The organism is uncultured Allobosea sp., assembly GCF_945956895.1.
GTDB lineage: Bacteria > Pseudomonadota > Alphaproteobacteria > Rhizobiales > Beijerinckiaceae > Allobosea.
Map to the genome: position 1 here is coordinate 137929 of NZ_CAMFJF010000002.1, position 26267 is coordinate 164195.

General features: G+C 66.4%; 24 protein-coding genes and 1 pseudogene. 7 read left to right on the forward strand and 18 right to left on the reverse strand.

Going from position 1 to position 26267, the window contains the following annotated elements; all coding sequences use genetic code 11:
* Window positions 1–34 precede the first annotated feature (34 nt).
* The 6 genes from Q0Q02_RS02060 to Q0Q02_RS02085 all read left to right on the forward strand — a co-directional run bounded on the left by Q0Q02_RS02060 (window position 35) and on the right by Q0Q02_RS02085 (window position 6797).
* Complete coding sequence (locus Q0Q02_RS02060; protein ID WP_293806440.1) at window positions 35–1234, forward strand: aminotransferase class V-fold PLP-dependent enzyme; 1200 nt, start codon at window positions 35–37, stop codon at window positions 1232–1234.
* 82 nt (window positions 1235–1316) lie between these two features.
* Window positions 1317–2840 carry an ABC transporter substrate-binding protein gene (locus tag Q0Q02_RS02065; protein ID WP_293806441.1) on the forward strand — a complete coding sequence of 508 codons (1524 nt, stop codon included), beginning with the start codon at window positions 1317–1319 and terminating at the stop codon, window positions 2838–2840.
* Between the two features lie 62 nt (window positions 2841–2902).
* Window positions 2903–3844: an ABC transporter permease gene (locus Q0Q02_RS02070; protein ID WP_293806442.1), complete on the forward strand. Its 942-nt coding sequence runs from the start codon at window positions 2903–2905 to the stop codon at window positions 3842–3844.
* Complete coding sequence (locus Q0Q02_RS02075) at window positions 3844–4716, forward strand: ABC transporter permease (protein ID WP_293806443.1); 873 nt, start codon at window positions 3844–3846, stop codon at window positions 4714–4716. The genes Q0Q02_RS02070 and Q0Q02_RS02075 overlap by 1 nt, the downstream gene beginning before the upstream one ends.
* Window position 4717: 1 nt before the next feature.
* On the forward strand, window positions 4718–5923 hold the full coding sequence (locus Q0Q02_RS02080) for an amidohydrolase/deacetylase family metallohydrolase (protein WP_293806445.1): 1206 nt from the start codon (window positions 4718–4720) through the stop codon (window positions 5921–5923).
* Window positions 5924–5954: 31 nt separating this feature from the next.
* Entirely contained in the window at window positions 5955–6797 is an 843-nt protein-coding gene (locus Q0Q02_RS02085; RefSeq protein WP_293806446.1) for an IclR family transcriptional regulator, read from the forward strand.
* 16 nt (window positions 6798–6813) lie between these two features.
* On the opposite strand, the gene urtE is transcribed toward Q0Q02_RS02085, so the two are convergent.
* The 7 genes from urtE to Q0Q02_RS02120 form a co-directional block, all read right to left on the reverse strand.
* A complete protein-coding gene (urtE, locus tag Q0Q02_RS02090; RefSeq protein WP_293806447.1) occupies window positions 6814–7509 on the reverse strand; it encodes an urea ABC transporter ATP-binding subunit UrtE in 696 nt (231 codons plus the stop codon).
* 187 nt (window positions 7510–7696) lie between these two features.
* On the reverse strand, window positions 7697–8461 hold the full coding sequence (gene urtD, locus Q0Q02_RS02095; protein ID WP_293806449.1) for an urea ABC transporter ATP-binding protein UrtD: 765 nt from the start codon (window positions 8459–8461) through the stop codon (window positions 7697–7699).
* A gap of 5 nt (window positions 8462–8466) precedes the next feature.
* Window positions 8467–9606 (reverse strand): urea ABC transporter permease subunit UrtC, encoded by a 1140-nt coding sequence (urtC, locus tag Q0Q02_RS02100; RefSeq protein WP_293806450.1) that lies wholly within the window; start codon window positions 9604–9606, stop codon window positions 8467–8469.
* The gene (gene urtB / locus Q0Q02_RS02105) at window positions 9603–11204 is read right to left on the reverse strand and encodes an urea ABC transporter permease subunit UrtB (RefSeq protein ID WP_293806451.1); all 1602 of its coding nucleotides are present in this window, start codon (window positions 11202–11204) and stop codon (window positions 9603–9605) included. The genes urtC and urtB overlap by 4 nt, the downstream gene beginning before the upstream one ends.
* Before the next feature lie 201 nt (window positions 11205–11405).
* Window positions 11406–12701: an urea ABC transporter substrate-binding protein gene (gene urtA, locus Q0Q02_RS02110; protein WP_293806453.1), complete on the reverse strand. Its 1296-nt coding sequence runs from the start codon at window positions 12699–12701 to the stop codon at window positions 11406–11408.
* Between the two features lie 360 nt (window positions 12702–13061).
* Window positions 13062–14372, reverse strand: a complete 1311-nt coding sequence (locus Q0Q02_RS02115; protein ID WP_293806455.1) for an amidase family protein — start codon at window positions 14370–14372, stop codon at window positions 13062–13064.
* A gap of 178 nt (window positions 14373–14550) precedes the next feature.
* Window positions 14551–15498, reverse strand: coding sequence for a carbohydrate kinase (locus tag Q0Q02_RS02120; protein WP_293806457.1), 948 nt, complete (start codon window positions 15496–15498; stop codon window positions 14551–14553).
* A 93-nt stretch (window positions 15499–15591) separates the two neighbouring features.
* On the opposite strand from Q0Q02_RS02120, the pseudogene Q0Q02_RS02125 reads away from it, so the two are divergent.
* Window positions 15592–15702 (forward strand): annotated as a pseudogene (locus Q0Q02_RS02125) (aldehyde dehydrogenase family protein); the annotation flags it as partial.
* A gap of 133 nt (window positions 15703–15835) precedes the next feature.
* Here Q0Q02_RS02125 and Q0Q02_RS02130 read toward each other — a convergent pair.
* The 11 genes from Q0Q02_RS02130 to Q0Q02_RS02180 all read right to left on the reverse strand — a co-directional run bounded on the left by Q0Q02_RS02130 (window position 15836) and on the right by Q0Q02_RS02180 (window position 26117).
* On the reverse strand, window positions 15836–16654 hold the full coding sequence (locus Q0Q02_RS02130) for a MipA/OmpV family protein (protein ID WP_293806459.1): 819 nt from the start codon (window positions 16652–16654) through the stop codon (window positions 15836–15838).
* 76 nt (window positions 16655–16730) lie between these two features.
* Window positions 16731–18107 (reverse strand): sigma-54 dependent transcriptional regulator, encoded by a 1377-nt coding sequence (locus tag Q0Q02_RS02135; protein ID WP_293806461.1) that lies wholly within the window; start codon window positions 18105–18107, stop codon window positions 16731–16733.
* The gene (locus tag Q0Q02_RS02140; RefSeq protein ID WP_293806463.1) at window positions 18104–19819 is read right to left on the reverse strand and encodes an ATP-binding protein; all 1716 of its coding nucleotides are present in this window, start codon (window positions 19817–19819) and stop codon (window positions 18104–18106) included. Before Q0Q02_RS02140 ends, Q0Q02_RS02135 begins: the two co-directional genes overlap by 4 nt.
* A 31-nt stretch (window positions 19820–19850) precedes the next feature.
* Window positions 19851–20273: a DUF2147 domain-containing protein gene (locus Q0Q02_RS02145; protein ID WP_293806464.1), complete on the reverse strand. Its 423-nt coding sequence runs from the start codon at window positions 20271–20273 to the stop codon at window positions 19851–19853.
* Complete coding sequence (locus tag Q0Q02_RS02150) at window positions 20260–20667, reverse strand: EamA family transporter (RefSeq protein ID WP_293806465.1); 408 nt, start codon at window positions 20665–20667, stop codon at window positions 20260–20262. The genes Q0Q02_RS02145 and Q0Q02_RS02150 overlap by 14 nt, the downstream gene beginning before the upstream one ends.
* Window positions 20664–21752, reverse strand: a complete 1089-nt coding sequence (locus Q0Q02_RS02155; RefSeq protein ID WP_293806466.1) for a GNAT family N-acetyltransferase — start codon at window positions 21750–21752, stop codon at window positions 20664–20666. Before Q0Q02_RS02155 ends, Q0Q02_RS02150 begins: the two co-directional genes overlap by 4 nt.
* A 65-nt stretch (window positions 21753–21817) precedes the next feature.
* Complete coding sequence (locus tag Q0Q02_RS02160) at window positions 21818–22696, reverse strand: alpha/beta fold hydrolase (RefSeq protein ID WP_293806467.1); 879 nt, start codon at window positions 22694–22696, stop codon at window positions 21818–21820.
* Window positions 22696–23058: an EamA family transporter gene (locus Q0Q02_RS02165; protein WP_293806468.1), complete on the reverse strand. Its 363-nt coding sequence runs from the start codon at window positions 23056–23058 to the stop codon at window positions 22696–22698. The genes Q0Q02_RS02160 and Q0Q02_RS02165 overlap by 1 nt, the downstream gene beginning before the upstream one ends.
* Window positions 23055–23972, reverse strand: coding sequence for an arginase (locus tag Q0Q02_RS02170; protein ID WP_293806469.1), 918 nt, complete (start codon window positions 23970–23972; stop codon window positions 23055–23057). The genes Q0Q02_RS02165 and Q0Q02_RS02170 overlap by 4 nt, the downstream gene beginning before the upstream one ends.
* A gap of 17 nt (window positions 23973–23989) precedes the next feature.
* Entirely contained in the window at window positions 23990–25432 is a 1443-nt protein-coding gene (locus Q0Q02_RS02175) for an aminotransferase class III-fold pyridoxal phosphate-dependent enzyme (RefSeq protein WP_293806470.1), read from the reverse strand.
* Window positions 25425–26117 (reverse strand): MtnX-like HAD-IB family phosphatase, encoded by a 693-nt coding sequence (locus tag Q0Q02_RS02180; RefSeq protein WP_293806471.1) that lies wholly within the window; start codon window positions 26115–26117, stop codon window positions 25425–25427. The genes Q0Q02_RS02175 and Q0Q02_RS02180 overlap by 8 nt, the downstream gene beginning before the upstream one ends.
* Window positions 26118–26267: the final 150 nt, after the last annotated feature.

A 26267-nucleotide genomic window follows, 5' to 3' on the forward strand; every position in this document is an offset into this window, starting at 1 on the left:
CTTTCGCCCCACTGCCGCCTTCCAGGAGAACACAATGTCCGCTTCCGATATCCGCCCGTCACTGGGCCTGCGCCCCGTCATCAACGTCTCGGGAACGATGACCGGGCTCGGCGCCTCGATCGTCGTGCCCGAGGCGATCGCCGCGATGACGGCGATCCTGCCGCAATTCGTCGAGATCGACGATCTCCAGCGTAAGGCGAGCGCGGTGATCGCGCGGCTCTGCGGCAGCGAGGCCGGCTTCGTAACCGCCTCCTGCTCGGCCGGGATCACGCTGGCGATCGCCGGCGCCATGACGGGCGACGATCTCTATGCCGTCGAGCAACTGCCGGATGCCAGCGGCCTCCAGGACGAGGTCGTGGTGATGATGGGCCACATGGTCGGCTATGGCGCGCCCGTCGACCAGGCGATCCGGCTCGCCGGCGCGACGCCGATCGTCGTCGGGCAGGCCACCAGCGCCCGCGCCTATCAGCTCGCCGGCGCGATCTCGGAGCACACGGCGGCGGCGCTCTATGTCGTCTCGCACCACACGGTGCAGTACGGCCTCCTGCCGCTCGACGAGTTCGCGGCGGTCTGCCACGAGCGCGGCGTGCCGGTGATCGTCGACGCGGCCTCCGAGTACGACCTGCGCGGCTTCCTCGAGGCCGGTGCCGATATCGTGCTCTATTCCTCGCACAAGTTCCTGGGCGGTCCGACCGGCGGCATCGTCGCCGGTCGCAAGGACCTCGTCCGGGCCGCCTACATCCAGAATGGCGGCATCGGCCGCGGCATGAAGATCGGCAAGGAGAGCGTGCTCGGCACGATGGCGGCGCTGGAAGCCTGGGAGAAGCGCGACCATGCCGGCATCAGGGCGCGCGAACAACGCGCGCTCGACCTCTGGCTCGCCCGCTTCACTGAGCGGCCCGGCGTGACCGCCGTGATCGAGCCCGATCCGACGCACAACCCGCTCGACCGGATGAAGCTCTCAGTCGATCCCGAGCAGGCGCATATCACCGCCTGGGACCTGGCCGACGCGCTGGCACGCGGCCCGCAGCCGGTGATCGTCAGGGATCACGAGGTCGAGCACGGCTATTTCTATCTCGACCCCTGCAACCTTCATCCGGGCCAGGAGGAGATCGTCGCCGAGCGCATCGTCGCCGAGCTGGAGACGGCGCGGCGCAGCAACACGATCATCGCAAGCCCGCTGATCGAACGCCGCAACCGGCGCGCCGCCTCGCTGGCCAAATGGCCGGACTGAGCGTCGGTCGCATCGACGTTTACCGCGCGTCTCTATTCTGCTATTGAGCATCATAATACATAATAAGAGAATGAGAGGGATTATGAAACGCCTGTTCGGATGCCTGCTCGCCTGCAGCCTGCTCACCGCCCCGTCCCTCGCCTTCGCTCAAGAGGCGGGCGGCATCGCCACGGTCGCGACCGTCGGCGAGCCGCCGACCCTGGACCCGATGGTCTCGACCGCCGACCTCGTCGGGACGATCACCCAGCATGTCTTCGAGACGCTCTATACCTTCGACAAGAGCTGGAAGGTGACGCCGCTGCTCGCAGACGCGATGCCGACGATCAGCGCGGACGGGAAGCGCTACACCATCGCGCTCAGGCCCGGCGTGAAGTTCCATGATGGCTCCGATCTCACCGCCGAGGACGCCGTCGCCTCGCTGAAGCGCTGGATGAAGCTCGCCTCGCGCGGCAAGCAGGCCGCGGGCTTCATCGAGAGCGTCGAGGCGTCCGGCCCGAGTTCGCTCACGATCGCGCTGAAGGAGCCTTACGCGCCGCTGATGTCGCTGCTGGCCTTCAACAACTCCGCCGCGATCATCATTCCGGCAAAGAAGCAGGACGAGCCGATGAAGGAATTCATCGGCACCGGCCCCTATATGCTGAAGGAGCGCAAAGCCGACCAGTATATCCAGCTCGTCCGCTTCGCCGGCTACAAGCCGCGCGACGGCGCAGCCGACGGCTATGGCGGAGCGCGGCGCCCGCTGCTCGACGAAGTCCGCTTCGTGCCGGTGCCGGACGCCAATACCCGCGTCGAGGCTTCCGTCTCCGGCCAGTATTCCTATGTCGACGCAATTCCGGTGGAATCCTTCAACCGGCTGAAGGGCGCGTCCTCCCAGCCTGTGGTGCTGAAGCCCTTCGGCTACCCGGTCTTCGTCTTCAATACCGCTGAGGGCGCGGCCAAGAATCTCGGCGTCCGCAAGGCGATCCGCACGGCGCTGAGCATGGAGGACATGCTGGCGGCGGCCTTCGGAACCAAGGAGTTCTACGCGCTCGACGGCAATATCTATCCGCCCGGCTATGTCTGGAACACGGATGCCGGCGTCGCCGGGAACTACAATCTCGGTGATGCCGACAAGGCGAAGGCCGCGGCCAAGGCGGCCGGCTACAAGGGCGAGCCGATCCGCATCCTGACCAGCCGGCAATACGAGTTCCACTACAAGATGGCGCAGGTCGCCGCCGAGTACCTGAAAGCTGCCGGCTTCGCCGTCGACCTGCAGGTCGTCGACTGGGCGACGCTGACCCAGCGGCGCACGGACAAGGCGCTCTGGGACATCTACATCACCCATAGCCCCTTCCTGCCGGAGCCGGCGCTGATCGGCTCACTTTCGACCAGCTCGCCCGGCTGGTGGGATACGCCGGCCCGCAAGGCCGCCGTCGACGCCTTCACCTTGGAGGCCGACCCGGCCAAGCGCGCCGCGCTCTGGGCCAATGTGCAGAAAACGATCTATGACGAGGTACCCTTCATCAAGATCGGCGACTTCAACGCGCTCTCGGCGAAATCCGCCAAGCTCGACGGCGTCGTGCCAGCGCCCTGGCCGTATTTCTGGAACGTCACCCTCAAGAAGTGATCCTTCCTCGCCATCCGGCCGCGTGACCGCCGCCGGATGGCAGGCAACGGGACGGTCGCGCCATGGTCGGCTACATCCTTCAACGTCTCTCGGGCATGATCGCGGTCATGTTGCTCGTCGTCACGATCGTCTTCGTGATCGTGCGCGTGACGCCGGGCGACCCCGCCGCGGTAATGCTCGGCCCCGAGGCGACGGCGCATGACGTCGCGGAGCTGCGCACGCGGCTGGGCCTCGATCGCTCGATCCTGTCGCAATACGTGATCTATGTCGGGCAATTGCTGCGCGGCGATCTCGGCCAGTCGATCTTCCTGAACATGCCGGTGACCTCGGCGCTGATGGAGCGGGCGGAGCCGACCTTCTTCCTGACGCTACTGTCGCTGGCGATCGCAAGCGTCATCGCGCTGCCGGTCGGCATCTATGCCGCCTATCGGCGCGGTTCCTTCCTCGACCAGGCCGCGACGACGCTCGCCATGCTCGGCGCCAGCATCCCCGGCTTCTGGCTCGGCCTCATCCTGATGCAGATCTTCGCGGTGCGCCTCGGGATCCTCCCGGTCTCCGGCTATGGCGGACCCGATACCAGCCTGATCGAGCGCATCAGGCATCTGATCCTGCCTGCGGTCGCACTCGGGCTCGTCTCCTCGGCGCTGATCATGCGCTTCACCCGCGCCTCGATGCTCGACGTGCTCGGCGACGACTATATCCGCACCGCCCGCGCCAAGGGGCTGGGCGAGCAGAAGGTCGTCCTCACCCATGCGCTGAAGAACGCGCTGATCCCGATCCTGACCGTGCTCGGCCTGACCGCAGCCGTGCTGATCTCCGGCGCGGTGGTGACCGAGACCGTGTTCGGCCTGCCCGGCGTCGGCAATCTCGTGGTCTCGGCCGTGCTCAGGCGCGACTACCCGGTCATCCAGGGCGCGCTGCTCGTCATCGCCGGCCTCTACGTGCTGATCAATTTCGCGATCGACATGCTCTATCTGCTGGTCGATCCGAGGGTGCGCTACTGATGACCGATCTCGCCCCCGACGCGCCGGCCCCCAACCGCGGCCGGACCTTCCTGAGCCACCTGCTGAAGCGCCGCATGGTGGCGATCGGCATCGCGATCCTGATCGTCTTCGTGCTGCTGGCGGCCTTCGCACCGCTGCTCGCGCCCTATGCGCCGGGCAAGCTCTCGATCGTCAACCGGCTGAAGCCTCCCTCCGCGACCTACTGGTTCGGCACGGACGAGTTCGGCCGCGATGTCTTCTCGCGCATGCTCTATGCGGGCCGGCTGTCGCTCTCGGTCGGCGCTGCCGTCGTCGTGCTGTCCTCGCTGATCGGCGTGACGCTCGGCCTGCTCGCCGGGTTCTTCAAGCGGCTGGACACGCCGATCGCGCGCCTGATCGACGCGATGATGGCCTTCCCCGATATCCTGCTCGCGATTGCGCTGGTCGCGGCGCTCGGCCCCTCGCTGACGACGGTGATCATCGCGCTCTCGATCGTCTATGCGCCAAGGCTCGCGCGCATCGTGCGCGCCGCGACGCTCGTGATCCGCGAATTGCCCTATGTCGAGGCGGCGCGCGCCTTCGGCAACCCGACCTACCGGATCATGGTCCGGCATGTCCTGCCCAACATCGTCTCGCCAATCACGGTGCAGGCCACCTTCATCTTCGCCAGCGCCATGCTGGCGGAAGCTGGCCTCTCTTTCCTCGGGCTCGGCGTCAGCCCGGATATCCCGACCTGGGGCACGATGATCTCGTCCGGCCGGCAATATATCGGGCAGGCCGACTGGATGACCTATTTCCCGGGGCTGGCCATCGTGCTCGCCGTTCTCTCCCTGCAGATGGTGGGCGACGGCCTGCGCGACCTGCTCGATCCGCGCCTGCGGAAGGATCTCTGACATGACCACCGCGACGCGGCAGCCCCTCCTTATCGCCAATGTGAAGCCGGTCGCCTTCGGGCCGGCGATCCCCACGACGGCCACCGACATCCTGGTTGGCGGCGACGGCAAGATCGCGGCGATCGGCGCAGACCTGGCAGCCCCGGCCGATGTGGAGCGCGTCGACGGCAAGGGCGCCTTCGTCTCGCCGGGCTGGATCGACCTGCACGTCCATGTCTGGCATGGCGGCACCGACATTTCGTTGAGGCCCAGCGATTGCGGCGCCGAGCGCGGCGTCACCACCATGGTCGATGCAGGCTCGGCCGGCGAAGCCACTTTCCACGGCTTCCGCGAATATGTCATCGAGCCGGCGCGCGAGCGGATCAAGGCCTTCCTCAATCTCGGCTCGATCGGGCTCGTCGCCTGCAACCGCGTGCCGGAACTCCGCGATATCAAGGATATCGACCTCGACCGCATCATCGAATGCTATGCCGAAAACAGCGAGCATATCGTCGGCCTCAAGGTGCGCGCGAGCCATGTCATCACCGGCTCCTGGGGCGTGACGCCAGTCAAGCTCGGCAAGAAGATCGCCAAGATCCTGAAGCTGCCGATGATGGTCCATGTCGGCGAGCCGCCTGCCCTCTATGACGAGGTGCTGGAGATCCTGGGGCCGGGCGACGTCGTCACCCATTGCTTCAACGGCAAGGCGGGATCGAGCATCCTGGAGGACGAGGACCTGTTCAAGCTGGCCGAGCGTTGCGCGGCGGAGGGCGTGCGCCTCGATATCGGCCATGGCGGGGCCTCTTTCTCCTTCAAGGTAGCGGAGGCCGCGATCCAGCGCGGGCTGATGCCGTTCTCGATCTCGACCGACCTGCATAACCGCTGCATGAACTTCCCGGTCTGGGACCTCGCCACGACCATGTCGAAGCTGCTCTGCGTCGGCATGCCCTTCGACGCCATCATCCAGGCGGTGACCCATGCCCCGGCCTCGGTGATCAAGCTCGATATGACGGATAGGCTGACCGTGGGCCAGCGCGCCGATTTCACGATCTTCGACGTCGTCGACAGCGATCTCGAAGCGACCGATTCCAATGGCGATGTCTCGCGATTGACCCGGCTGTTCGAGCCGCGTCATGCCGTGATCGGCGCCGAGGCGATCGCCTCCAGCCGCTATGTGCCGCGTCCGCGCCGGCTCGTCCGGCACAGCCACGGCCTGTCCTGGCGTTGACTTGGCGAGCCAGAGGTATGAAAGCGCAGCTATGAGCAAGGCACCGACGACGCAGGATGGCGAAGCCGCACCGGAACCGACCGGGCAGCGGCGCTCGCGCGTCAGCGGCATCGACCGCGCCGTGCAGATCCTCGACCATCTCCAGCAGGAGGGCCGGGCCCAGACCGCCTATGAGGTCGCCCGCGCCATCGGCGCGCCGCTCTCGACGGTCTACGCCATCGTCGAGGACCTGCTGGACAAGAGCCTGCTGGCACGCTCAGGCGATGGCGGCGTCTGGCTGGGACCGCGGCTCTATCATTATGGCCTCGCCTATGCCCGCGACCTCCAGGTCATCAATGTCGCGACGCATGAGATGCATGTGCTGGCGCGCGAGGTCGGCGAGACCGTGCAGATCTGCGGCCGCGACGGCGGGATGATGGTGGTCGAGGCGATGGCCGAGGGGCCAGGCCATTTCGTCATCACATCGCGCGTCGGCACGCGCGTGCCGCTGAACTGGACGGCCTCCGGCCGTTTGCTGGTCGCCGGGCTGGATGAGACCGAGCGGACCGCCCTGTTCCGCAAGAGCGCCAAGGCCTCGCCGACCGGGCGCGCCGTCACCGATCCCGCCACCCTGCTCACCCAGTCGCGCGATGCGCTCGCGGCAGGCCTGTCGATCCAGGCCGGGGAGTCCGACTATGCGGTCGCCTGCATCGCCGCGCCGGTGCTGGACGAAGCCGGCGCCTGCCCGATCACGGTCTCGATCGTGCTGCCCGAGTTCCGGGTGAACGAGGAGCATGCGAATTTCGTCGAGGCGGTAAAGGCTGCGGCCCGGCGCATCGAGGAGAAGCTCGGCTGGCGCATGGGCTCCTTCGCCGCCGGACGCAAGTTCGGCTGAAGCGCGCCTTTAGGCCCTAGACCTGGATCAGGCGCTGGACCTGGGCGCCGTCAAGCTCGCTCATCGGGCCGGAGAGCACGACCTCGCCACGATCCATCACGAACATCGTGTCGGCGAGATCGCGGGCGAAGTCGAAATATTGCTCGACCAGCACGATCGCCATGCCGCCTTTCTGACGCAGGTAGTCGATGGCGCGGCCGATATCCTTGATGATCGAGGGCTGGATACCCTCGGTCGGCTCGTCCAGCACCAGCAGCCTGGGTCGGGTGACCAGCGCCCGCGCGATCGCGAGTTGCTGCTGCTGGCCACCCGAGAGGTCTCCGCCGCGCCGGCCCAGCATGGTCTTCAGCACGGGGAAGAGGTCGAAGAGTTCATCCGGGACGAAGCGCTCCTTGCGCTTCAACGGCGCGAAGCCGGTCTCCAGATTCTCCTTCACCGTCAGCAGCGGGAAGATCTCCCGCCCCTGCGGCACATAGGCGATGCCGGCCCGCGCGCGAGCCTCGCTGCGCAGCGCCGAGATATCCTCTCCATCGAGGCGGATATGGCCGCCGGAAATCGGCTGGTGCCCGACGATAGCGCGCATCAGCGAGGTCTTGCCGACGCCGTTGCGGCCCATCACGCAAGTGACCTTGCCGGTTTCTGCGGTGACGGAGACACGGCGCAGCGCCTGGGCGGCGCCGTAATGCAGGTTGATGGCGTCGACGGTCAGCATGGGATCAAGCCCTGTATGGTTTCGCACGGAAACACGCCGTCATCCCGGACAAGCCGCGAAGCGGTGCCGATCCGGGATCCATCGAAGAGCGCCGGAGTCCTACGATGGATCCCGGATCTCCGCTTCGCTGCGTCCGGGATGACGGCGTGGGTGGAAAACCGGGCCGTGGCAAATGACCAAGCCATTCTCACCGCCCCAGATAGACTTCGACGACACGCTCGTTGGCGCTGACATGATCGAGCGGGCCTTCTGCCAGCACCGAACCCTCATGCAGCACCGTGACCTTCACGCCGAGTTCGCGAATGAAGCCCATGTCGTGCTCGACCACGATGACGGAATGATCCCTGGCGATCTCCTTGAGCAGCACCGCGGTCTGTGCCGTTTCGCCGTCGGTCATGCCGGCGGCGGGCTCGTCGACGAGCAGGAGCTTGGGGTCCTGCGCCAGCAGCATGCCGATCTCCAGCCACTGCTTCTGGCCGTGCGAGAGCGAGCCCGCGAGCCGGTCGCGCCTGTCAGCGAGGCGGATGATGCCGAGGATGTCGTCGATGCGCTTCTGCTGCGGGCTTTCAGTCTTCCAGAACAGCGTCTTGCCGACGCTGCGCTTCGACTTCAGCGCCAACAGAATGTTGTCCTCGATCGTGTGGCTGTCGAAGACGGTCGGCTTCTGGAACTTGCGGCCGATGCCGAGATTGGCGATGGCCGCCTCGTCGAGCTTGGTCAGGTCGACCGTGCCGCCGAACATGACGGTGCCGACATCGGGCTTGGTCTTGCCGGTGATGATGTCCATCATCGTGGTCTTGCCGGCGCCGTTGGGACCGATGATGGCGCGCATCTCTCCCGGTTCGATGGTCAGAGATAGTCCGCGGATGGCCTTGAAGCCGTCGAAGGAGACGCTGACGCCGTCGAGATAGAGCAGCGAGGAGGTGAGAGCGCCGGGCACGGGAGCGTTCACCGCCGTCACTCCGCCGGTGCCGGCTCGGCGGCCGGTGTGCTATCGGGCTTGCGACGACGCGCCCAGATCGCCTCGGCCGTGCCGAGGATGCCCTTGGGCAGGAAGAGCGTGACGACGACGAAGAGCCCGCCGAGCGCGAAGAGCCAGTACGGCGCCATGAAGCCGGAGGTGAACAGCGTCTTGGCCCAGTTGACCACGACGGCGCCCAAGGCCGCGCCGACCAGCGTGCCGCGCCCGCCGACAGCGACCCAGATCACCGTCTCGATCGAATTGGCCGGGGCGAATTCGCTGGGGTTGATGATGCCGACCTGCGGGACGTAGAGCGCGCCCGCCACGCCGGCCATGCAGGCCGAGACGGTGAAGACGAAGAGCTTGAAGCGATCGACCCGGTAGCCGAGGAAGCGCGTGCGGGACTCGGCGTCGCGGATCGCGGTGACGACCTTGCCGAGCTTCGAGACGACGATGCCGCGTGCGATCAGGAAGCCGGCCGCCAGCATGATGCAGGTCAAGGAAAACAGAGCAGCACGAGTCGCTTGCGCCTGGATGTTGAAGCCGAGGATGTCCTTGAAATCGGTCAGGCCGTTATTGCCGCCGAAGCCCATGTCGTTGCGGAAGAAGGCGAGCAGCAGCGCATAGGTCAGCGCCTGCGTGATGATCGAGAGATAGACGCCGGTGACTCTGCTGCGGAAGGCGAACCAGCCGAAGACGAAGGCGAGCAGGCCCGGCACGGCCAGCACCATCAGCATGGCGAAGGGAAAGGAGGAGAAGCCCCACCAGTACCAGGGCAATTCCTGCCAGTTCAGGAAGACCATGAAGTCCGGCAGGATCGGGTTGCCGTAGACCCCACGCGAGCCGATCTGGCGCATCAGATACATGCCCATCGCGTAGCCGCCGAGCGCGAAGAAGGCGCCGTGGCCGAGGCTCAATATGCCGCAATAGCCCCAGACGAGATCGAGCGAGACCGCCAGCAGCGCGTAGCAGAGATACTTGCCCCAGAGCGATAGGGTCGAGGTCGGGACATGGAAGGGCGAGGATGCCGGCAGCAGCAGGTTCGAGAGCGGAACCAGCACGGCCGAGCCCAGCAGGATCGCGAGGAAGATGCCGCCGCGCTTGTCCATGTTCTGGAGGAGGAAGCGGGTGATCATGCTTCCACCGCCCTGCCCTTGAGCGCGAACAGACCGCGCGGGCGCTTCTGGATGAAGAGGATGATGCAGACGAGCAGCGCGATCTTGCCGAGCACCGCACCTGCATAGGGTTCGAGCAGCTTGTTGGCGACGCCGAGCGTCATGGCGCCGACCACCGTGCCCCACAAATTGCCGACGCCGCCGAAGACCACGACCATGAAGCTATCGATGATGTAGCTCTGGCCGAGATTGGGGCTGACATTGTCGATCTGCGAGAGCGCGACGCCTGCCAACCCCGCGACGCCCGAGCCCAACCCGAAGGTCAGCGCGTCGATGCGGCCGGTGCGGATGCCCATGGCCGAGGCCATGCGACGGTTCTGGGTGACGGCGCGCATCTGCAGGCCCATCGGCGTCAGCTTCAGGATGGCGAGCAGCGCGGCAAAGACCAGCGCCGCAAAGACGATGATCCAGAGTCGGTTATAGGTGATTGCTAAACCACCGAGTTCAAAGGCGCCCGACATGAAGGAGGGCGCACCGACCTCGCGATTGGTCGGGCCGAAGGCGGTGCGCACCGCCTGCTGCAGGATCAGGCTGATGCCCCAGGTCGCGAGCAGCGTCTCCAGCGGGCGGCCATAGAGAAAGCGGATGACGCCGCGCTCGATCGCGATGCCGACAGCACCGGCGACGACGAAGGCAGCCGGCAGGGCGATGGCCAGCGACCAGTCGAACAGCCAGGGCGCATGGTTACGGATCAGCTCCTGCACCACGAAGGTTGTATAGGCGCCGAGCATCACCATCTCGCCATGGGCCATGTTGATGACGCCCATGACGCCGAAGGTGATGGCGAGGCCGATGGCGGCGAGCAGCAAGACCGAGCCGAGCGAGAGCCCGTACCAGAGGTTCTGCGCGGCGGCCCAGAGCTTCAAACGGCCTTCGATGGTGGCGATCGCCTTGGCCTGCGCGTCCTTGAGAGCCGGCGTCGCGTCGCCCGGCAGCGCGCGCAAAGTCGCCAACGCATCCTGATCAGCCCGCTCGCGCAGAACCTCGATCGCCGCGAACCGGTCCAGCGGCTGCGTGTCGGGCTTGGCGATCAGGATCGCGGCCTGGGCCTGGCGCAGGGCCGCGAGCGCGCGGGGATTGGTTTCCTTGCCGATCGCGGCCTCGACGATCGGCAGCAGGCCGGCATCGCGCGACTTGAACACGGCCTCGGCCGCAGCCGTGCGCTTCGCCGGATCGGGATTGAGCAGGCCGAGGCCGCCAAGCGCGGCCTGGACCGCGCGGCGTACGGCGTTGTTGAGACGAACGGGCTTCATATCGACTGGCGCGGCGGGCAGCGCCTGCCCAGTGCGGGCATCGACGAAACCGCCGGCCGCGGTCTTCACGGCGACACCGCCCGGGCCTGCCAGCAAGCGACCGTCATTCAACGCCTCGACGATCAGCGCCGCATTCGGATGAGCGCTCGAAACGAGAATTTCGATCGCTCGAGAGGTGTCGGAATAGCTGTCTGCTGCCAGCCGCGTGAAGGCTTCGTCGGCGGTCTGCGCGATCGACGCGACCGAGGCCGCGACCAACGCGACGAGGATGACGAGCGCATGCTTCAGGCGGTGGAAAAGGGACATCAAGGTCAGCTTCCAATTCCAGTCATCCCGGGCGCCCGCAGGGCGATCCGGAATCCATGCCTGAACCTTTTCCGGAAAGGCTCAGGCATGGATCCCGGCTCTGCGCTTCGCTCCGGCCGGGATGACGGAGCGAAATGACGGATCAGACGAGAATGAAAGGCGGCCGGGATTTTTCCCGTGCCGCCCTTCCCCCTCATGACCTCAGGCGGCGCCGCACTTGCCGGTCTTGACGTTGAAATTGCCGCATTTCTTCTCGACCCAGTCGCCGACGAGGTCCTTGGAGCCGTCGAGCTCCTTCGACCATGCGTCGCCGGCAACGAGACCAGAGGTCTTCCAGACCACGTCGAACTGGCCGTCGTCCTTGATCTCGCCGATGAAGACCGGCTTGGTGATGTGGTGGTTCGGGAGCATCTTCGAGATGCCACCGGTCAGGTTCGGCGCCTCGATGCCGGGCAGCGCGTCGATGACCTTGTCCGGATCGACGGTCCCGGCCTTCTGAACCGCCTTCACCCACATGGCGAAGCCGACGACATGGGCTTCCATCGGGTCGTTGGTGACGCGCTTCGGGTTCTTGGTGAAGGCCTGCCACTGCTTGATGAAGGCCTCGTTCTCCGGGGTCTTGATCGACTGGAAGTAGTTCCAGGCGGCGAGATGGCCGACGAGCGGCTTGGTGTCGATGCCGGCAAGCTCCTCCTCGCCGACCGAGAAGGCCACGACCGGGATGTCGGTCGCCTTGATGCCCTGGTTGCCCAGCTCCTTGTAGAACGGCACGTTGGCGTCGCCGTTGATGGTCGAGACCACGGCGGTCTTCTTGCCGGCCGAGCCGAACTTCTTGATGTCGGAGACGATGGTCTGCCAGTCGGAATGGCCGAAGGGCGTGTAGTTGATCATGATGTCCTCGGGCTTCACACCCTTGGACTTGAGATAGGCCTCGAGGATCTTGTTGGTCGTGCGCGGGTAAACGTAGTCGGTGCCGGCCAGCACCCAGCGCTCGACCTTCTCCTCCTTGGCGAGATAGTCGACGGCCGGAATGGCCTGCTGGTTCGGCGCGGCGCCGGTGTAGAAGACGTTGCGCTCGCTCTCCTCGCCCTCGTACTGGACGGGGTAGAACAGGATGTTGTTGAGCTCCTTGAAGACCGGCAGCACCGACTTGCGCGAGACCGAGGTCCAGCAGCCGAAGGTGGCTGCGACCTTGTCCTTGGTGATCAGCTCGCGCGCCTTCTCGGCAAAGAGCGGCCAGTTCGAGGCGGGATCGACGACGACGGCTTCGAGTTTCTTGCCAAGCAGGCCGCCCTTCTTGTTCTGCTCCTCGATGAGCATGAGCATGACGTCCTTCAGTGTCGTCTCGGAGATCGCCATCGTTCCCGAGAGCGAGTGAAGGATGCCGACCTTGATGGTGTCCTGCTGCGCTGCCGCCGGCAGGTAGGACGATCCAACGAAAGCGGCACCGGCCAGAGCGGTGCCGAGAAATTCGCGACGGTTGCTGTTCACGGCCATCTCCCGAAGGAATGTTGTTGACGGCGCCCCCTCGACGCCGACGGGCCGTACGGCCCATGAACATTTCAACGCAAGCGATGTGCCAACAGCCTCCGAGCAATATTTTGCCGATCAGAGGGACGATTTTCGTGCAATTTGCCGCCTACGCGGCCTGATCCGGAAAACAACAGCGTGAGTGGATGCCCATCCAGAACATGATGATTTTTTAGACTCGAAAGCTTACCCAGCGGAAATTGGCGAAAAATTCAGCATAATCATCCATGCCTCGCCCCGGCCGATGGAAGCCGGAAATGCGCGGCCAACGGCACAAGCCTGTTGCTCGCACCGTCGGCTGCCAGCGAGCGCCCGCTTGCCTGACTTTCAGGAACGGGCGAGGGCCGCCTCGACGCTCGCCGCCATTGCCAGCAGCGGGCGGTCCGCGCCGCGCCGGCCGATCAGCATCATCCCGACCGGGAGGGCGCCGGACGGGACCGGCAGAGGCAGCGAGAGCGACGGCGTGTCGAGCAGGTTGCCGACGCGCGGATTGCGCAGCACGAGCCCGTTGGCGTGGTGGAAGCCGGCATCATCCGCGACGGAGGCGAGAAGCGGCGCGCGGATCGGCGTCGTCGGCACGAGATAGACCGTATCCTCGGTCATCGAGGCCGCGAAGGCCGCGACCGCCGCCGCGCGCCGGCGCTGCATGCGGACATAGTCGACACCCAGGATACCGGCGCCGGCCTCGATGCGCACGCGCGTCTTGGGATCGACCTCGTCGAGGCTGGCCACGCCGAGATCACGCAGGGTTGCGCCGAGCTCGATCGACGGGAAACCGCCGATCTTGTCGAGCGCTGCCAGGGCATCGAGGCTCGGGTCGAGCGAACCGTCCTCGACGCTCAGTCCCGCACGCCGCAGGCGCTCCAGCCCCGCAGCGAACGCCTCGGTGACCTCGGCTTCCATCGCGTCGAACAGGCGTCCGCGCGCGACCACGAAGCGGGCTTGCGGCCGTGGCGAAAGCGGCGACTGTGCTTCTCCGGCGAGAACGGCGTCGGTGATGGCGCAATCGGCGACGCTCAAGGCGATGGGGCCGACCGTGTCGAGCGTGCTGGAGAGGGAGAAGGCGCCCGTCGTGGGAACGCGGCCGGCGGTCGGCTTGAACCCGACCGCACCGGTCAGGGCCGAGGGAATGCGGATGGAGCCGCCGGTATCGCTGCCGATCGCGATCTCGGCCATGCCGTCAACCACCGAAATAACGGCGCCGGAGGACGAGCCGCCTGGCGCCCGGCGGCGATCATGCGGGTTGCCGGCGACCGGATCATGCGCGTTGGTGCCAAGCGCCGAGAAGGCGAATTCCGTCATCTGCGTCTTGCCGATGATGACGGCGCCGGCAGCGCGCAGGCGCTGGACGACCGGGGCATCGGCCGCGGCCGGCGGCTGGGGGCGCAGCACGGCCGCGCCGGCGCGCGTGGTCTCGCCGGCCACATCGAACAGGTCCTTGATCGAGACGATGCGCCCGTCCAGCGGCCCCAGCGCCTTCCCGGCCGCGATCCGGGCATCGGACGCCTCGGCCTCGCTGCGAGCCGACGCTTCATACAGGGTCGTGAAAACCTTCCCGCCTTCGAGCTTGGGATCGCGGATCCGGGCGAAGGCCTGGTCGAGGCGCTCGACAGCGGACGGGCGGGGAGTTGCGGTCATCGGAGCACCTTTCTGACGCCACGGAATCAATCGCGGCGAATGGCGGGGACCATAGCCCGAGTGCTGCGCTCCGGGACAGCTTGCCAACGCGTCAGCGAGCTCTCCATTCCCGCCGTGTTCGTCGAGAGCGGAAAACGCCGGGGCGGCATGCTGCCGGCTCGCCTCGGTCGGCGGCGCGTTATCGGACCAGCGCAGCCTCGACCTCGGCGGCTCTGGGAAGATCGGCGCCCCGGCGCGTCACCGTGATCGACGCGGCCGCAACGGCATAGGCCAGCAGTTCGGCAAGGGCTTCCAGATCGAGCGCCGCGATCGCTTCCGGGCTGAGGCGGCCGGTACGCTCGAGGCGAGCAAGCAGCGCGGCATGGAAGGTGTCGCCGGCGCCGACCGTGTCCGCCACCGTGACCCTGTGGCCCGAAACGGAAACGGTGCCCGCGGCGGAATAGGCCGTGGCCCCTTGCCCGCCCTGCGTGACGACGACCAGCCGCGCGCCCAACTCCAGCCAATAGGACGCGGCTTCGGCCATGGTGAGCCGACCGTCCCAGGCGATCCGGATATCCTCGTCGCTGGCCTTGATGATCGTCGCCGCGCGATAGAAGCGCTCGGCGGCCCGGTGCCAACCTGACATGTTGCCGAGCGCCGTCGGGCGCAGATTGGGGTCGACGCTGATGACGCGCCGGCCGCGCTCCCGCTCGGCCAGCGCCGCAAAAGCCGAGCCGACCGGCTCCACCGCCATCGTATAGGAGCCGAAGGTCAGAGCCCGGATCGCATCCGGCAACACCGGCGGCAGGTCGGCGAGGCAGAGCGAGCGGTCGGCCGCGCCCTCGCCATGGAAGGCATAGCTGGGATGGCCGTCCGGATCGGTTGCGACGACGGAGATGGTGGTGAGCCGCTCCGTCCGGACGAGATAGCGGCCGTCGACCCCTTCCCGCGACAGCAAGCCCGCGAGCAGGTTCCCGAAGCCGTCGCGCGACACGCCTCCAAGGAAAGCCGTCTCGACACCCAGCCGGGCCAGGCCGATCGCGACGTTGAAAGGCGAGCCGCCGGCCACGATCCGCGCCGGAATCTCGCCGCCCTCGCCGGCCCCGGCAAACAGGTCGACCAGGGCTTCACCACAGACCAGAATCACGACAACCGACCTTCGACAGCCTTCAGGACGGACCATTCAACAGCAGGCGACAAGCATCAGGAAGCAGCATCGCACGGCAGTGTGCCGCGTCATGGCCGCACCTTCCACGTCTCGGAGGCGCTGCAATACGGGATCGTCAGCGTGAACGAGGGGTTGGTCACCACCAAGGTCGCCCCCTTCGGCGGCGTCAAGGAATCCGGCCTCAGCGGAATTGGCGCCGCGGCGCGTTGGGGCATCGGCCCGAAAAGCGGAACGCGGTTTTCGGGCAAGCCGATGCAAGACCAAAGAACGGGAGCTTCGGGTAGCGAAGCATCCGGAATGACAGCGATCTCGTCCGTCAGGGGTTGATCGTGAACGAATAGGTCGCGCCCACGCCGACCGTGACCTGATCGCGCTGGCCGACCGTCTGCACCAGCGGCGAACGGGCCGCCTCGTCGATCAGGCGGTCATAGCGGGCGAACAGCGTGGTCGCCCAAGCTTCCGACCAGGTATATTGCAGCGCTCCCGCGACGCCGACGCTCTTGGCACCAGCGGAGGGGCGATAAGGCGCCAGGAAGCCGTTGGCCAGCGACTCCTCGCGGGTCACCCCGAAATTGCGACGCATATAGGAGGCGCTACCGAGCGCGAGCCTCGGGCCGCCGGACAGCGTGAAGCGGCCGATCTTCTCAACCCAATCGGCCGAGAAATCCGCCACCATGCCGTGATGGCCATGGAAGCCCTGGCGTATCTCGACACGCGTGCGCAGGCGATCGAGGATCGGCCAGAACTCGGCGAAGGCGCCCCCCTCGACCGTCCAGGGCACGTCCCGCATGCCGAAAAGCCGGTTGTCCGAAGAAGCGTAGCGCCCCGCCCGCCAGTTTGCAGCCAGGCCGAAGCTGAAGCGATCGCTCTCGTACAGTGCATAGTCGAAGCTGTCGTCCGGCGCGCTGAAGCCTTCGGCCTCGCCGACGCGGCGCCAGCTGATCGAGGGCATGAAGGACGGGCCGGCCCCATTGGCCCCGTCATATTTGGGGCCGACCTGCAGCGAACCGCCGACAGAGATGATCCAGCCCTTCGCCGGAGTCGGGTCCGTGAGTGCCGGCGTGGGCTCCTCGGCGCCGGCTGCCGTGACCGACAGCAGGACAAGCCCGCCGACCCATCCAAAGCGATGACGCAATGCTCGTTCCCCACGCGCCCGACCGGCGCCCGATGCCCTGATGACCGATGCTTGCGACATGATTGTTGCAGGCGCCTTAATCCGCGACCGTCCGGTTCAACCGGATATCGAGTTTCTTGATGCGGTGCCAGAGGCTCCGCTCCGCGATACCCAGCATCCGCGCGGCCTTGACCTGAACGCCGTCGCTGCGGCGCAGGGCTTCGAGGATGAACTCGCGTTCGATCCGTTCGAGCTCGGCGTCGAGATCCTGCGGCAGGCCATCGCGGCCCGCACGACGCTGCCCTTCGAACAGGTCTCTCGGCAAATCCTGAACGTCGATCACGGCGGTCTTGGCCACGATCAGCGCGCGCTCGATGCAATTATGCAACTCGCGGATATTGCCCGGCCAGGCATGGCCCGCCATGGCGGTCAGCGCCGCCGGGGAAAAGCCCGAGACGCGCTTTCCGACGGATTCGGAAAGCGCCGAGAGGAAATGCGCGGCGAGCAGCGGAATATCCTCGGAGCGCTCGCGCAGGGCCGGCAGGCGGATCGGGAAGACATTCAGCCGATAGAACAGGTCCTCGCGGAAATTCCCCTGCTCGACCGCCTGCCGGATATCCTTATGGGTCGCCGCGACGAGCCGGACATCGACGGCCTGGCTACGATTGGCGCCCACCGGCTCGAAGCTGCGCTCCTGCACGACGCGCAGGAGCTTCGCCTGGATGGCGAGCGGCATGTCGCCGATCTCGTCGAGGAAGAGCGTGCCGCCATCGGCCGCCGCGAAACGGCCGATACGGCTGGAAACGGCGCCGGTGAAGGCGCCCTTGACGTGGCCGAAGAGCTCGCTCTCCAGCAAGGTCTCGGGGATCGCGGCGCAATTGACCGCGATGAAGGGCTTTGTCCGCCGCGGGCTGTTGAAGTGGATCGCGCGGGCGACGAGCTCCTTGCCCGTCCCGCTCTCGCCGTTGAGCATCACCGTCGCCCGCGTTTCGCAGACCTCGGTGACCTGCTCGATCACACGGCGGAAGGAGGCGCTGTTGCCGACCAGCGTATCGAAGCTGTGGCGCCCCTCCAGCTCGTTGCGCAGGCGCTCGTTGTCGCGGACCACATCGGCCAGACGCAGCGCCCGCCGGATTGTCGCCGCGACATCCTCGATCTCGAAGGGTTTGGCGATGTAATCGAAGGCACCTTCCTTGACGAGTTCGACCGCGTCGCGCACGGCGGCGAAGGCCGTCAGGACGATGACCGGCATGTCGGGCCAGCGGCTGCGCGCTTCCCGCAGGAGCCCGCGCCCGTCCATCACCGGCATGCGCAGATCGGTGAGCAGGAGATCGAAACGCGACTGCTCCAGCGCGAGCAGCGCGGCCTTCGCACTCGTCACCGCGGTCGCGCCATAGCCGAGATCCTCCAGCGCGGCCGCAAGCACGTCGCCCAGGCGTTCCTCGTCATCGACCACCAGGATGGAATGGCTCAAGGCGTCCCTCCCGCTCCGGCGCGCGGCAGCGCGAGGACAAAGACCGCTCCCTGCCCCTCCTCGCCTTCGCAGCTCGCCGTTCCGCCATGCGCGACCGCCACACCCTGCACCTTCGCCAGCCCCAACCCTGTCCCCTTGACCTTGGTGGTGAAGAACGGATTGAAGATTTCCGTGCGGATCGCCTTCGGGACGCCCGGCCCTTCGTCGCTGATCGCCAGCGATACGTTCTTCGCGTCGGCGGCCAGGTTCGCGAAGATCGTGCCACCGGCAGGCATGGCATCCATCGCGTTCAGGACCAAATTGAGGCAGGCCTGATGGAGCTGGTCGGCGTCCCCCAGAATCTCGGCGCCGCCGCTCCCGTCCTCGACGCGCAGGACGATGTTGCGCCGTGCCAGCTCCGGCTCGGCAATGGCCGCGACCCTGTCGATGACATTGCGCAATGGAAAGCAGCTCTGGACCAGGGGACGCGGCTGGGCGAAGTCGAGGAACTCGCGCATCAGCGTCTCGATGCGACGGACCTCGTCGATGACGTAGCCGAGCATCTTCGCTTCGGTCTCGCCAAGCTTGGCGCGGTTGCGCACCACCTCGGTCGAGGTCTTGATGATGCCGAGCGGGTTGCGGACCTCATGCGCGATGACCATCGCTGCCTGGCCGAGAGCCGAGAGCCGGTCGCTGCGCCGCAGCTCCATCTCCAATTCGTGCAGTTTACCCAGCTGCTCCGCCATGCCGTTGAAGCCATTGGCAAGCTCCGCGATCTCGCGCCCGCCGCCGACGCCGACGCGCTGACCGAAATCGCCAGCGGCGATCGCCCGCACGCCGCGCGTCAGGGCGCGCAGCGGGCGCACCAGCACGTCCGACATCAGGCTGCCGACGAGGACCGCGATGAAGCAGCCGAGCAGGAAGATGCCCAGGAACAGGCGCTCGCGGCTAAGCTGCTCGAAGAAACCCGCCTCGCTGCGCAGGCCGATGAAGCTGATCGCAGCCAGCTTGCCGTCGATGCCACGGAAGCCGGCATAGACGGCCCGATAGGCGCCCGAACCGGCATCGGGATCGAAGATCTCGTCCTCGCCCGCATCGAGCCGCGCCCGGATATTATCAGGCACCGTGACCGGACGGTCGGAATGCGTCTGCACCACCGGCTGCAATTCACCGTCGAAATCGGAGAACAGGCGCACGTCGAGCGAGGTCACGACCTTGATGCCGCCGAGATAGCTGTCGTCCAGCCAGGAGCCGACGAGAAGATTGGCGGGCTGGCCGTTGATCTGCACGGATTGCACCGCGCCCGCCATGATCCAGCGCTTATCGTCCGCCGCGATCTTGAACAGCCCGAGCCCCGTCTTCTCCGGCAGGGAGCCGATCGACGCGAAGCGGCGCGAGGAAAAGATCAGCTCGCCGCCCGGCCGGTAGATCGCGATGAGGTCGTAGCCGACCGAGTTCAGCACGGCGAACTCGCGCTCGACGGTGCGCTGCCTCCTGGCGTCGTCGGCGCTGCGCTCGAGCCGATGGCCGATCACACCGGCGACGCGCTGCGCTTCCTGCGCGGCCTCGGAGACCTCAAGCGCGAAGAAGCGCGAGGTTTCCCGAAGCCAATGCCCGACATTGTCCTCGAACGTGTCCGAAATCAGCTTTGCCGCGATGAAGGCGGAAGCCAGCATGGCCGGCACACTGACCAGCATGAAGCCGATGACCAGCCGGAGCCGCAGCGACGTCATCCGCACCGCTCCACCATGTTGCGGCTGCGCTTCACGGCTGCCGTGTCCAGGTATCGTCGTCGCAGATCAGGCCGCCGAGTACGCAGCCGCGGACGAGCAGCGCATCCGGCCCCGAGAGCGCCAGCGTGGTGCGATAGGTCTTGCCGTCGGCGGGGTTGTAGCCGTTGCCGGTCAAGGTGCCGCCCGCATCCGGGGCAAAGCCGCTGAGCACCTGCATCCCGAGAAGCGAACGTGCACGCAATCCCTCGTTCGGATTGAAGCGGTCGACGCGGGGCTCCTTCAGCCAGACGATCCTGCCGCACAAGGCAGGACCGCAGCGAGCGATCGCGATTTCCGACTCGCCGTCGGAATCGCGCCAGCGGCCAACGACTTGCGCCAGCGGATCGGCATGGGCGGGGATCGCAGCCGCCAGCACTGCCATCAGGATCGCGCTGCGCAAGTTACATGCCTTCATGCCCATCCTCCGAACCGAGCAGGACGACGCCGAAGATGATCAGGGCGATGCCACCGGCGCGCAACAGGCCTATATGCTCGCCGAAGGCCCCCCAGGCGAAGAGCGGCACGGTAATATAGACCAGACCGGTCATCGGGAAGGCGCGGCTCAGCGGCATGTCGCGCAGGATCGCCATCCAGACCAGGAAGGTCCCGAGATAGCCGGTCACGGCGAACCAGACGCCGGGCAGCGTCACCGATTTTGCCAGCATCTCGAGGCCGAAATCCATGTCTCCGAGCCCCTCAGAGCCCCATTTGAAGGCGATCTGGGTCCCGGTATCCAGCCCGATGAAAGCGAGCCAGATCAGAGTCTGGCGCCAGCGGGACGGCGCTTCGGAGGGCGCGAGGGCACTCATGCGGCCTTCCTTTCAGCATGCCGGGCGAGATCATGATCGAAACGGTCGAAGCCGAGCCAGGGGCTCAGGCGACGCAGCACCCATTGCAGCGACGCGGCCCGATGGCGGACAAGGATCGTCGACGGGACGAGGCGGCTGCCGAAGCGAAGCTTCGAGGCATAGGCCGTCTGGCCGCTCTGGAACAGCCTGATGCCCCGATCGAGACAGAAGCGGATATTCGCCATCCAGCTCACCACATAGAGATTGTGCTCGCGCGCCAGCGGATAGCGCATGCCCAGGAACTTATCGATGACGCGATCGGCCTCGACCAGCAGCAGGTTGAATGCCGCGAGCTCCTCCCCGACCCAGTAGAGCGCGAAGACGGCACGCTCCCCGAGCGCGCGGGAAATCTCGGCGAAATAGCCGGGGGGCAAGAGCTCGAGATCACCATAGTCCAGGCCGCTCTGCGCGCGCGTCTCTTCATAAAGAGAGTCGACTTCACTAGACAAGGCGCTGATATCACTGCGTAACTCGATACGGATATCGCCGGCCTTCGCGAGTTTGCGCCGGACATCCTTGCGGGTCGCAGCCGAGAGCGAGGCGAGATAGGCGGCCTCGTCCGCATAGGGCAGGTCGAGCACGGCAACGGGCAGGCTCGTGATCTGCGCGAAGCCTGCCCTAGGCAGCAAGCCGGCCTCGCGATCCTCGGCGGGCGCAAGGTCCTTCCAGACCGACAGATGGGCACGCTCGACCATGACCTGGCGCTGAAGCGCCTCGGCCAGGCAAGCGAAGGCGGCGGCGCGGCCCGCCGCGTCGAGACTGGCCGCGAAGCCGAGATGGCAGCGCTCGGCATAAGGCGAGCCGACGCAGAGCGCCTTCAGCGTGACGAGCCCCGGCAGATGGCGGAACAACGCATCGCCGAGGCTTCGCATACGGCCCTGGAGCGGTGTATCGAGCCGGTAGTTCAAGCGGAAGAACGGGGCGACGGCAACGATCTCGCCCTCCGCTTCCACCACGATCGCCGCCATGCGCAAGCCGATGCCGGACACCGAAGCCGCCGCTTCGCAGGCGACGTAATAGGCATGGCACTCGGCCTCCCCCGGCAAGCAGGCATCCCACGCCGCAGCGTCCACCTCCGCTACGCTGGCCACGATCTGTGCCGAAAACGGGTTCATTCCGCAGCAACGACGCGCAGTTCGCCCGCCTTCTCGTGAGCGGCAGCCGCTTCCAGCCGCGCCGCCAGGGCAAGCGAGCGCTCGATGACGATGTCGCGCTGCTGGTCGATCGTCACGAGGTGGTAGCTGTCATCGAGGATGACCGCATCGACGAGCCCGCCGAGATGGCGCTGGATATAGAAGGCGTTGGACAGGCTCGCAATATCGTCCTCGCGCGCATGCAGCAGCAGCGCCGGGCAGCGGATCGTCGGCATCTCGCGCCGGGTCTGGGCGATCAGCTCCCACATCTGCTGCAGCGCCCCGGAGGGCGTGCCGAGCAGGCCGGCCTCGGCGCTGTTGCCGCGCGTGATCGCGGCCGTGATCACCGAGCGGGCCCGCAGGTCCTTGACCCCATAAGGTTCGCGCTCGACGAAGCTGTAGCGGCGGGCGAACGGCGTCCTGATCAGCCACTTGAGCAAGAACGAGTAGCGCGGGATCGACCAGCCGTCATACCAGAGCGTCGGCGCGTAGAGCGCGAGCCCATCGACGCCTTCAGGGCGCGCTGCAGCGACATGCATCGCCATCACCGCGCCCATCGAGAGGCCGCCGACGATGACGCGGTCGCAGATGGCCCGCATGCGGTCCAGCTCGTCGAAGACGCTCCGGGCCCAGTCGCGCCAGCCCGTCGCCAGCAATTCGGCCTCGCCGGCGCAATGCCCGGCGAGCTGGGGGCAATGCACGGCATGCCCGGCCCGGTTCAGCGCACGCGCCACCACCCGCATCTCGACCGGCGTGCCGCCGAGACCGTGGATCAGCAGAAAGCCGGTGCGGCCGCCGGCATAGCGCAGGCTGAAATCAGGCGTCGTCACGTCTCGTTCCATCAGATTGTTCGCCATCAGACCGTCCCCGCGACGATGACCACGCCGCAAGTGATGAGGCAGGCGCCGAGCCATTGCCGGGAGCCGACACGCTCCCCGAGCAGGATGGCACTCGCGAAGGTGATCGCGAGGAAATTCAGGCTGGCGACCGGGAAGGCGATCGAGAGCGGCACCTCTGCGAGGATCCGCAGCCAGATGAAGAATTCGGCGACATAGGTCGCGATGCCGGCGAGCGCCCAGCCCGAGCGTCCGAGCGCCACGGCCATCTCGCGCCAGTTGCCGCCCTCGGGCAGCTTGTCGGCACCGAGCTTGAGGCAGAGCTGGCCGACCACGTCGCAAACGATCGAGAGGATGAACCAGAGCACGATGGTCAGGGTCATGACAGCACCCGCGCAAAGCAATCGATGAGTTCAGCATTCACCCGCGCGTTGACGGCGAGGTCGTCGGCTGATGGGCGCAGCCTCGGCGGATGGTCGAAATAGGCGAGCGTCGCCCGGAACGGATCGGCGAAACGCGGCTCCGACCAGTCGCCGCAGACATCCACACCCGCGATCCGGCGCTCGCCGGCGAGGCGCTCGATGGCCGCGAGCAGATGGTCGAGCGGCAGGCTGCCCTGGTCCCAGTTGGTCAAAGCGTCAGCACGCCCGAGCACGTCCTTGTCGATGGTCAGCCAAACGGCGCGGGTCGGGATCGCCTCGACGAGTTCGTCGAGGAAGTCCGACCAATTCTCGTCCGCCAGGTTGCGCCAGTGGAGATGGCCGCCCTCCTGCCGGTAGCAGCGCGTCCGGCCGTAGCCCCCCCAGACCCGCGAAGGCGGGTGCCGCCAGGGATAGAGAACGATGCGCCCGTCGCGGACGGCGTCGAGATTGGCGAATTGCAGTTCCGGCCGGACCAGATCGTCGCTGCAGGGGCCGATGGTCACGACCTTATGGACATGCGGCAATTCCAGCGCCCGGTTGACCCAGGCGCCGCAATTGACCGTCGCCGGGAAACGCACCCAGTCGGGATGATTGTCGAAATGCACGATGGTCAAGGGCTCATCCAGAGCCGCGACGAGCCCCGCGGTCAGGTGATGGAAATCACCCGACCCGTAGAAGGTCACCGTGGTCTCCCCGCCGGCCGCGGATTGCAGCCGGGCGCCAAGATCCTGCAGCGCCGACCGGCTGGCCACGATGCGGAGGCGGCCAGCCAGGTCGGCGGCATCGATGCAGATAGCGGTGCCCGCATCGATACGTTGGCGCAGCGGCTGCTGTGCCGCCAGGCTTCCGTCGAGATCGATCACGCGCAATCGCAACGTCGCCTCGGCCTTGATCAGGCGGTTGCGACGCGGGCGAAGAGCTGGTCGAGCAGCGCCACCGCCAGGTCGATCTCGGCGTAGCTCATGGTCAGAGCCGGCGCGAGGGTGATGACGTTCTTGTAGTAACCGCCGATGTCGAGCACGAGGCCGTAGCGCTTGCCGGCGACTTCGAGATCGGCCTTCATGCCTTCGTCGCACATCAGGTCGACAAGGCGCTTGGACGGCGTATAGCTGTCATGCGGCTCGCAGATCTCGATGCGCAGCGCCATGCCGAGGCCATCGACCTCGCCGACGATCTTGTGGCGGCGCTTGAGTTCCTGCAGGCCGGCAAGGAAATGCTTGCCCTTGGCCATGACCATGGACTCGTAATCCTCCTCCTCCATCATCTTCATCGCTTCCAGCGCGACGGCGGTGCCGAGCGGGTTGGCGTTGAAGGTCGAATGGGTGGAGCCCGGCGGGAAGACGGTCGGGTTGATCAGCTCCTCCTTCGCCCAGATGCCGGAGAGTGGGTTCAAGCCGTTGGTCACGGCCTTGCCGAAGACGATCACGTCGGGCTGCACGCCGAAATGCTCGATCGACCAGAGCTTGCCCGTTCGGTAGAAGCCCATCTGGATTTCGTCGACGACGAGCAGGATGCCGTGGTCGTCGAGCACCTTCTTCAGGCCGGTGAAGAAATTCGGCGGCGGAATGACATAGCCGCCCGTGCCCTGCAGCGGCTCGACATAGAAGGCGGCGTATTCCGCCTGGCCGACTTTGGGATCCCAGACGCCGTTATATTCGCTCTCGAACAGGCGGGCGAACTGTGCAACGCAGTGCTCACCGTACTCCTCCTTGCTCATGCCCTTGGGGCCGCGGAAGTGGTAGGGGAACGGGATGAAATGCGCGCGCTCGCCGAAATGACCGAAGCGGCGGCGATAGCGATAGGACGAGGTGATCGCTGAGGCGCCGAGCGTGCGGCCGTGATAGCCGCCCTCGAAGGCGAACATCAGGCTCTTGCCGTTGGACGCATTGCGCACGAGCTTGAGCGAATCCTCGACAGCCTGGGCGCCGCCGACATTGAAATGGACCCGGCCCTTGGTGCCGAACTTGCGCTGGGCATCCTTGGCGATCATCGCCGCGAGCTCGATCTTCTCGCGGTGGAGATACTGGCTGGCGACCTGCGGCAGCGTGTCGATCTGGCGCTTCAGCGCATTGTTCAGGCGCGGATTGGCGTAGCCGAAATTGACCGCCGAATACCACATTTGCAGGTCGAGGAAGCGGTTGCCCGCCGCATCGAGCATGAAGGAACCCTCGCAGCCCGAGAAGATCTTTGGGAATTGCGTGTAATGCACCGTGTCGCCATGCGAGCAGTACTCGGCCTCGAGTGCGAGCAGGCGCGCCTCCTCGGCCGCGAGGCCGGCGAGGTTCACCGAGGTCGCAGTGGCCAGACGGCCCTGCTGAAGAACGCCGTCATCCATCGATCTTGTCCTTGAAGTGGTGGCTCGCCGCGGCCGGGACGACGCCCGTCAGCAACTCCTCCAGGAGACGCGCCGCATCCGCGAGCTGGGAGAAGGCGTGGTGCTCCACGCCCGCCTGGACGCAATGCGCGACCAGGCCGTTCTTGGCGAAGACGAGATCGGCCCGCTCCGCGATACAGAAATCCGAGCGGCCATCGCCGACCAGGATGGTGGCAGGCCGGCCGAGGCTGCGCGCCACACCGCATTTGCAGGTGCCGCTGGCGCAGCTGCCGTCGCGGGCCGCATGCGGCGAGGTCAGGTGCCAACGGTCACCACCGATGGATTCGATATGGTTGGCGATGACCGGAAGCTCGGTCAGGCCGGCCCGGCGCAGCAAGGTGCGGATCGTGCGGTCGAGACCGTCCGAGACCACTGTGACCGGAACGCCATGGCGCATGCAGGTGCGGACGAAGGCGACGAAGCCCCAGTCGATCTCGAAGCTCTCGACGAAGGTGTCGAGCACGTCGGGCGAGACGTGCAGCAGCGCGATCTGGCGCTCCATGCATTCGCGCGACCCGATCCGGCCCGCTACCCAGTCCTCCTCGATCGCCTCCCAGCCGGGCTCGGCGAAACGCGCGAGAATCCGGTCGGTCGTATCCGCCAGAGAGATCGTGCCATCAAAATCGACAATCGCCTGCCACTGCATCTGCGCCGAAAGCCTCGTTTTGCGGGAAGCTCTTCGGCAAGCTGCATGCCAAGGGTCAAGGCTTTGATTTCTATCGTTTTCTTGATTTCAAGCCGGTTTCGGTCACCTCCCAATTTGAAGGCGGCTCCAAATTTTGGAGCAAAAGCCGAG

Bases quoted from the DNA above. Each gene is read 5' to 3' on its own strand.
- Q0Q02_RS02145 (WP_293806464.1), bottom strand. From the start codon at position 20,273: ATGAAGGCATGTAACTTGCGCAGCGCGATCCTGATGGCAGTGCTGGCG.
- urtE (WP_293806447.1), bottom strand. From the start codon at position 7,509: ATGCTGACCGTCGACGCCATCAACCTGCATTACGGCGCCGCCCAGGCG.
- urtB (WP_293806451.1), bottom strand. From the start codon at position 11,204: ATGTCCCTTTTCCACCGCCTGAAGCATGCGCTCGTCATCCTCGTCGCG.
- Q0Q02_RS02075 (WP_293806443.1), top strand. From the start codon at position 3,844: ATGACCGATCTCGCCCCCGACGCGCCGGCCCCCAACCGCGGCCGGACC.
- Q0Q02_RS02150 (WP_293806465.1), bottom strand. From the start codon at position 20,667: ATGAGTGCCCTCGCGCCCTCCGAAGCGCCGTCCCGCTGGCGCCAGACT.
- Q0Q02_RS02065 (WP_293806441.1), top strand. From the start codon at position 1,317: ATGAAACGCCTGTTCGGATGCCTGCTCGCCTGCAGCCTGCTCACCGCC.
- urtA (WP_293806453.1), bottom strand. From the start codon at position 12,701: ATGGCCGTGAACAGCAACCGTCGCGAATTTCTCGGCACCGCTCTGGCC.
- Q0Q02_RS02180 (WP_293806471.1), bottom strand. From the start codon at position 26,117: ATGCAGTGGCAGGCGATTGTCGATTTTGATGGCACGATCTCTCTGGCG.
- Q0Q02_RS02060 (WP_293806440.1), top strand. From the start codon at position 35: ATGTCCGCTTCCGATATCCGCCCGTCACTGGGCCTGCGCCCCGTCATC.
- Q0Q02_RS02085 (WP_293806446.1), top strand. From the start codon at position 5,955: ATGAGCAAGGCACCGACGACGCAGGATGGCGAAGCCGCACCGGAACCG.
- urtC (WP_293806450.1), bottom strand. From the start codon at position 9,606: ATGATCACCCGCTTCCTCCTCCAGAACATGGACAAGCGCGGCGGCATC.
- Q0Q02_RS02140 (WP_293806463.1), bottom strand. From the start codon at position 19,819: ATGACGTCGCTGCGGCTCCGGCTGGTCATCGGCTTCATGCTGGTCAGT.
- Q0Q02_RS02080 (WP_293806445.1), top strand. From the start codon at position 4,718: ATGACCACCGCGACGCGGCAGCCCCTCCTTATCGCCAATGTGAAGCCG.
- Q0Q02_RS02165 (WP_293806468.1), bottom strand. From the start codon at position 23,058: ATGACCCTGACCATCGTGCTCTGGTTCATCCTCTCGATCGTTTGCGAC.
- Q0Q02_RS02175 (WP_293806470.1), bottom strand. From the start codon at position 25,432: ATGGATGACGGCGTTCTTCAGCAGGGCCGTCTGGCCACTGCGACCTCG.
- Q0Q02_RS02070 (WP_293806442.1), top strand. From the start codon at position 2,903: ATGGTCGGCTACATCCTTCAACGTCTCTCGGGCATGATCGCGGTCATG.
- Q0Q02_RS02160 (WP_293806467.1), bottom strand. From the start codon at position 22,696: ATGGCGAACAATCTGATGGAACGAGACGTGACGACGCCTGATTTCAGC.
- Q0Q02_RS02115 (WP_293806455.1), bottom strand. From the start codon at position 14,372: ATGACCGCAACTCCCCGCCCGTCCGCTGTCGAGCGCCTCGACCAGGCC.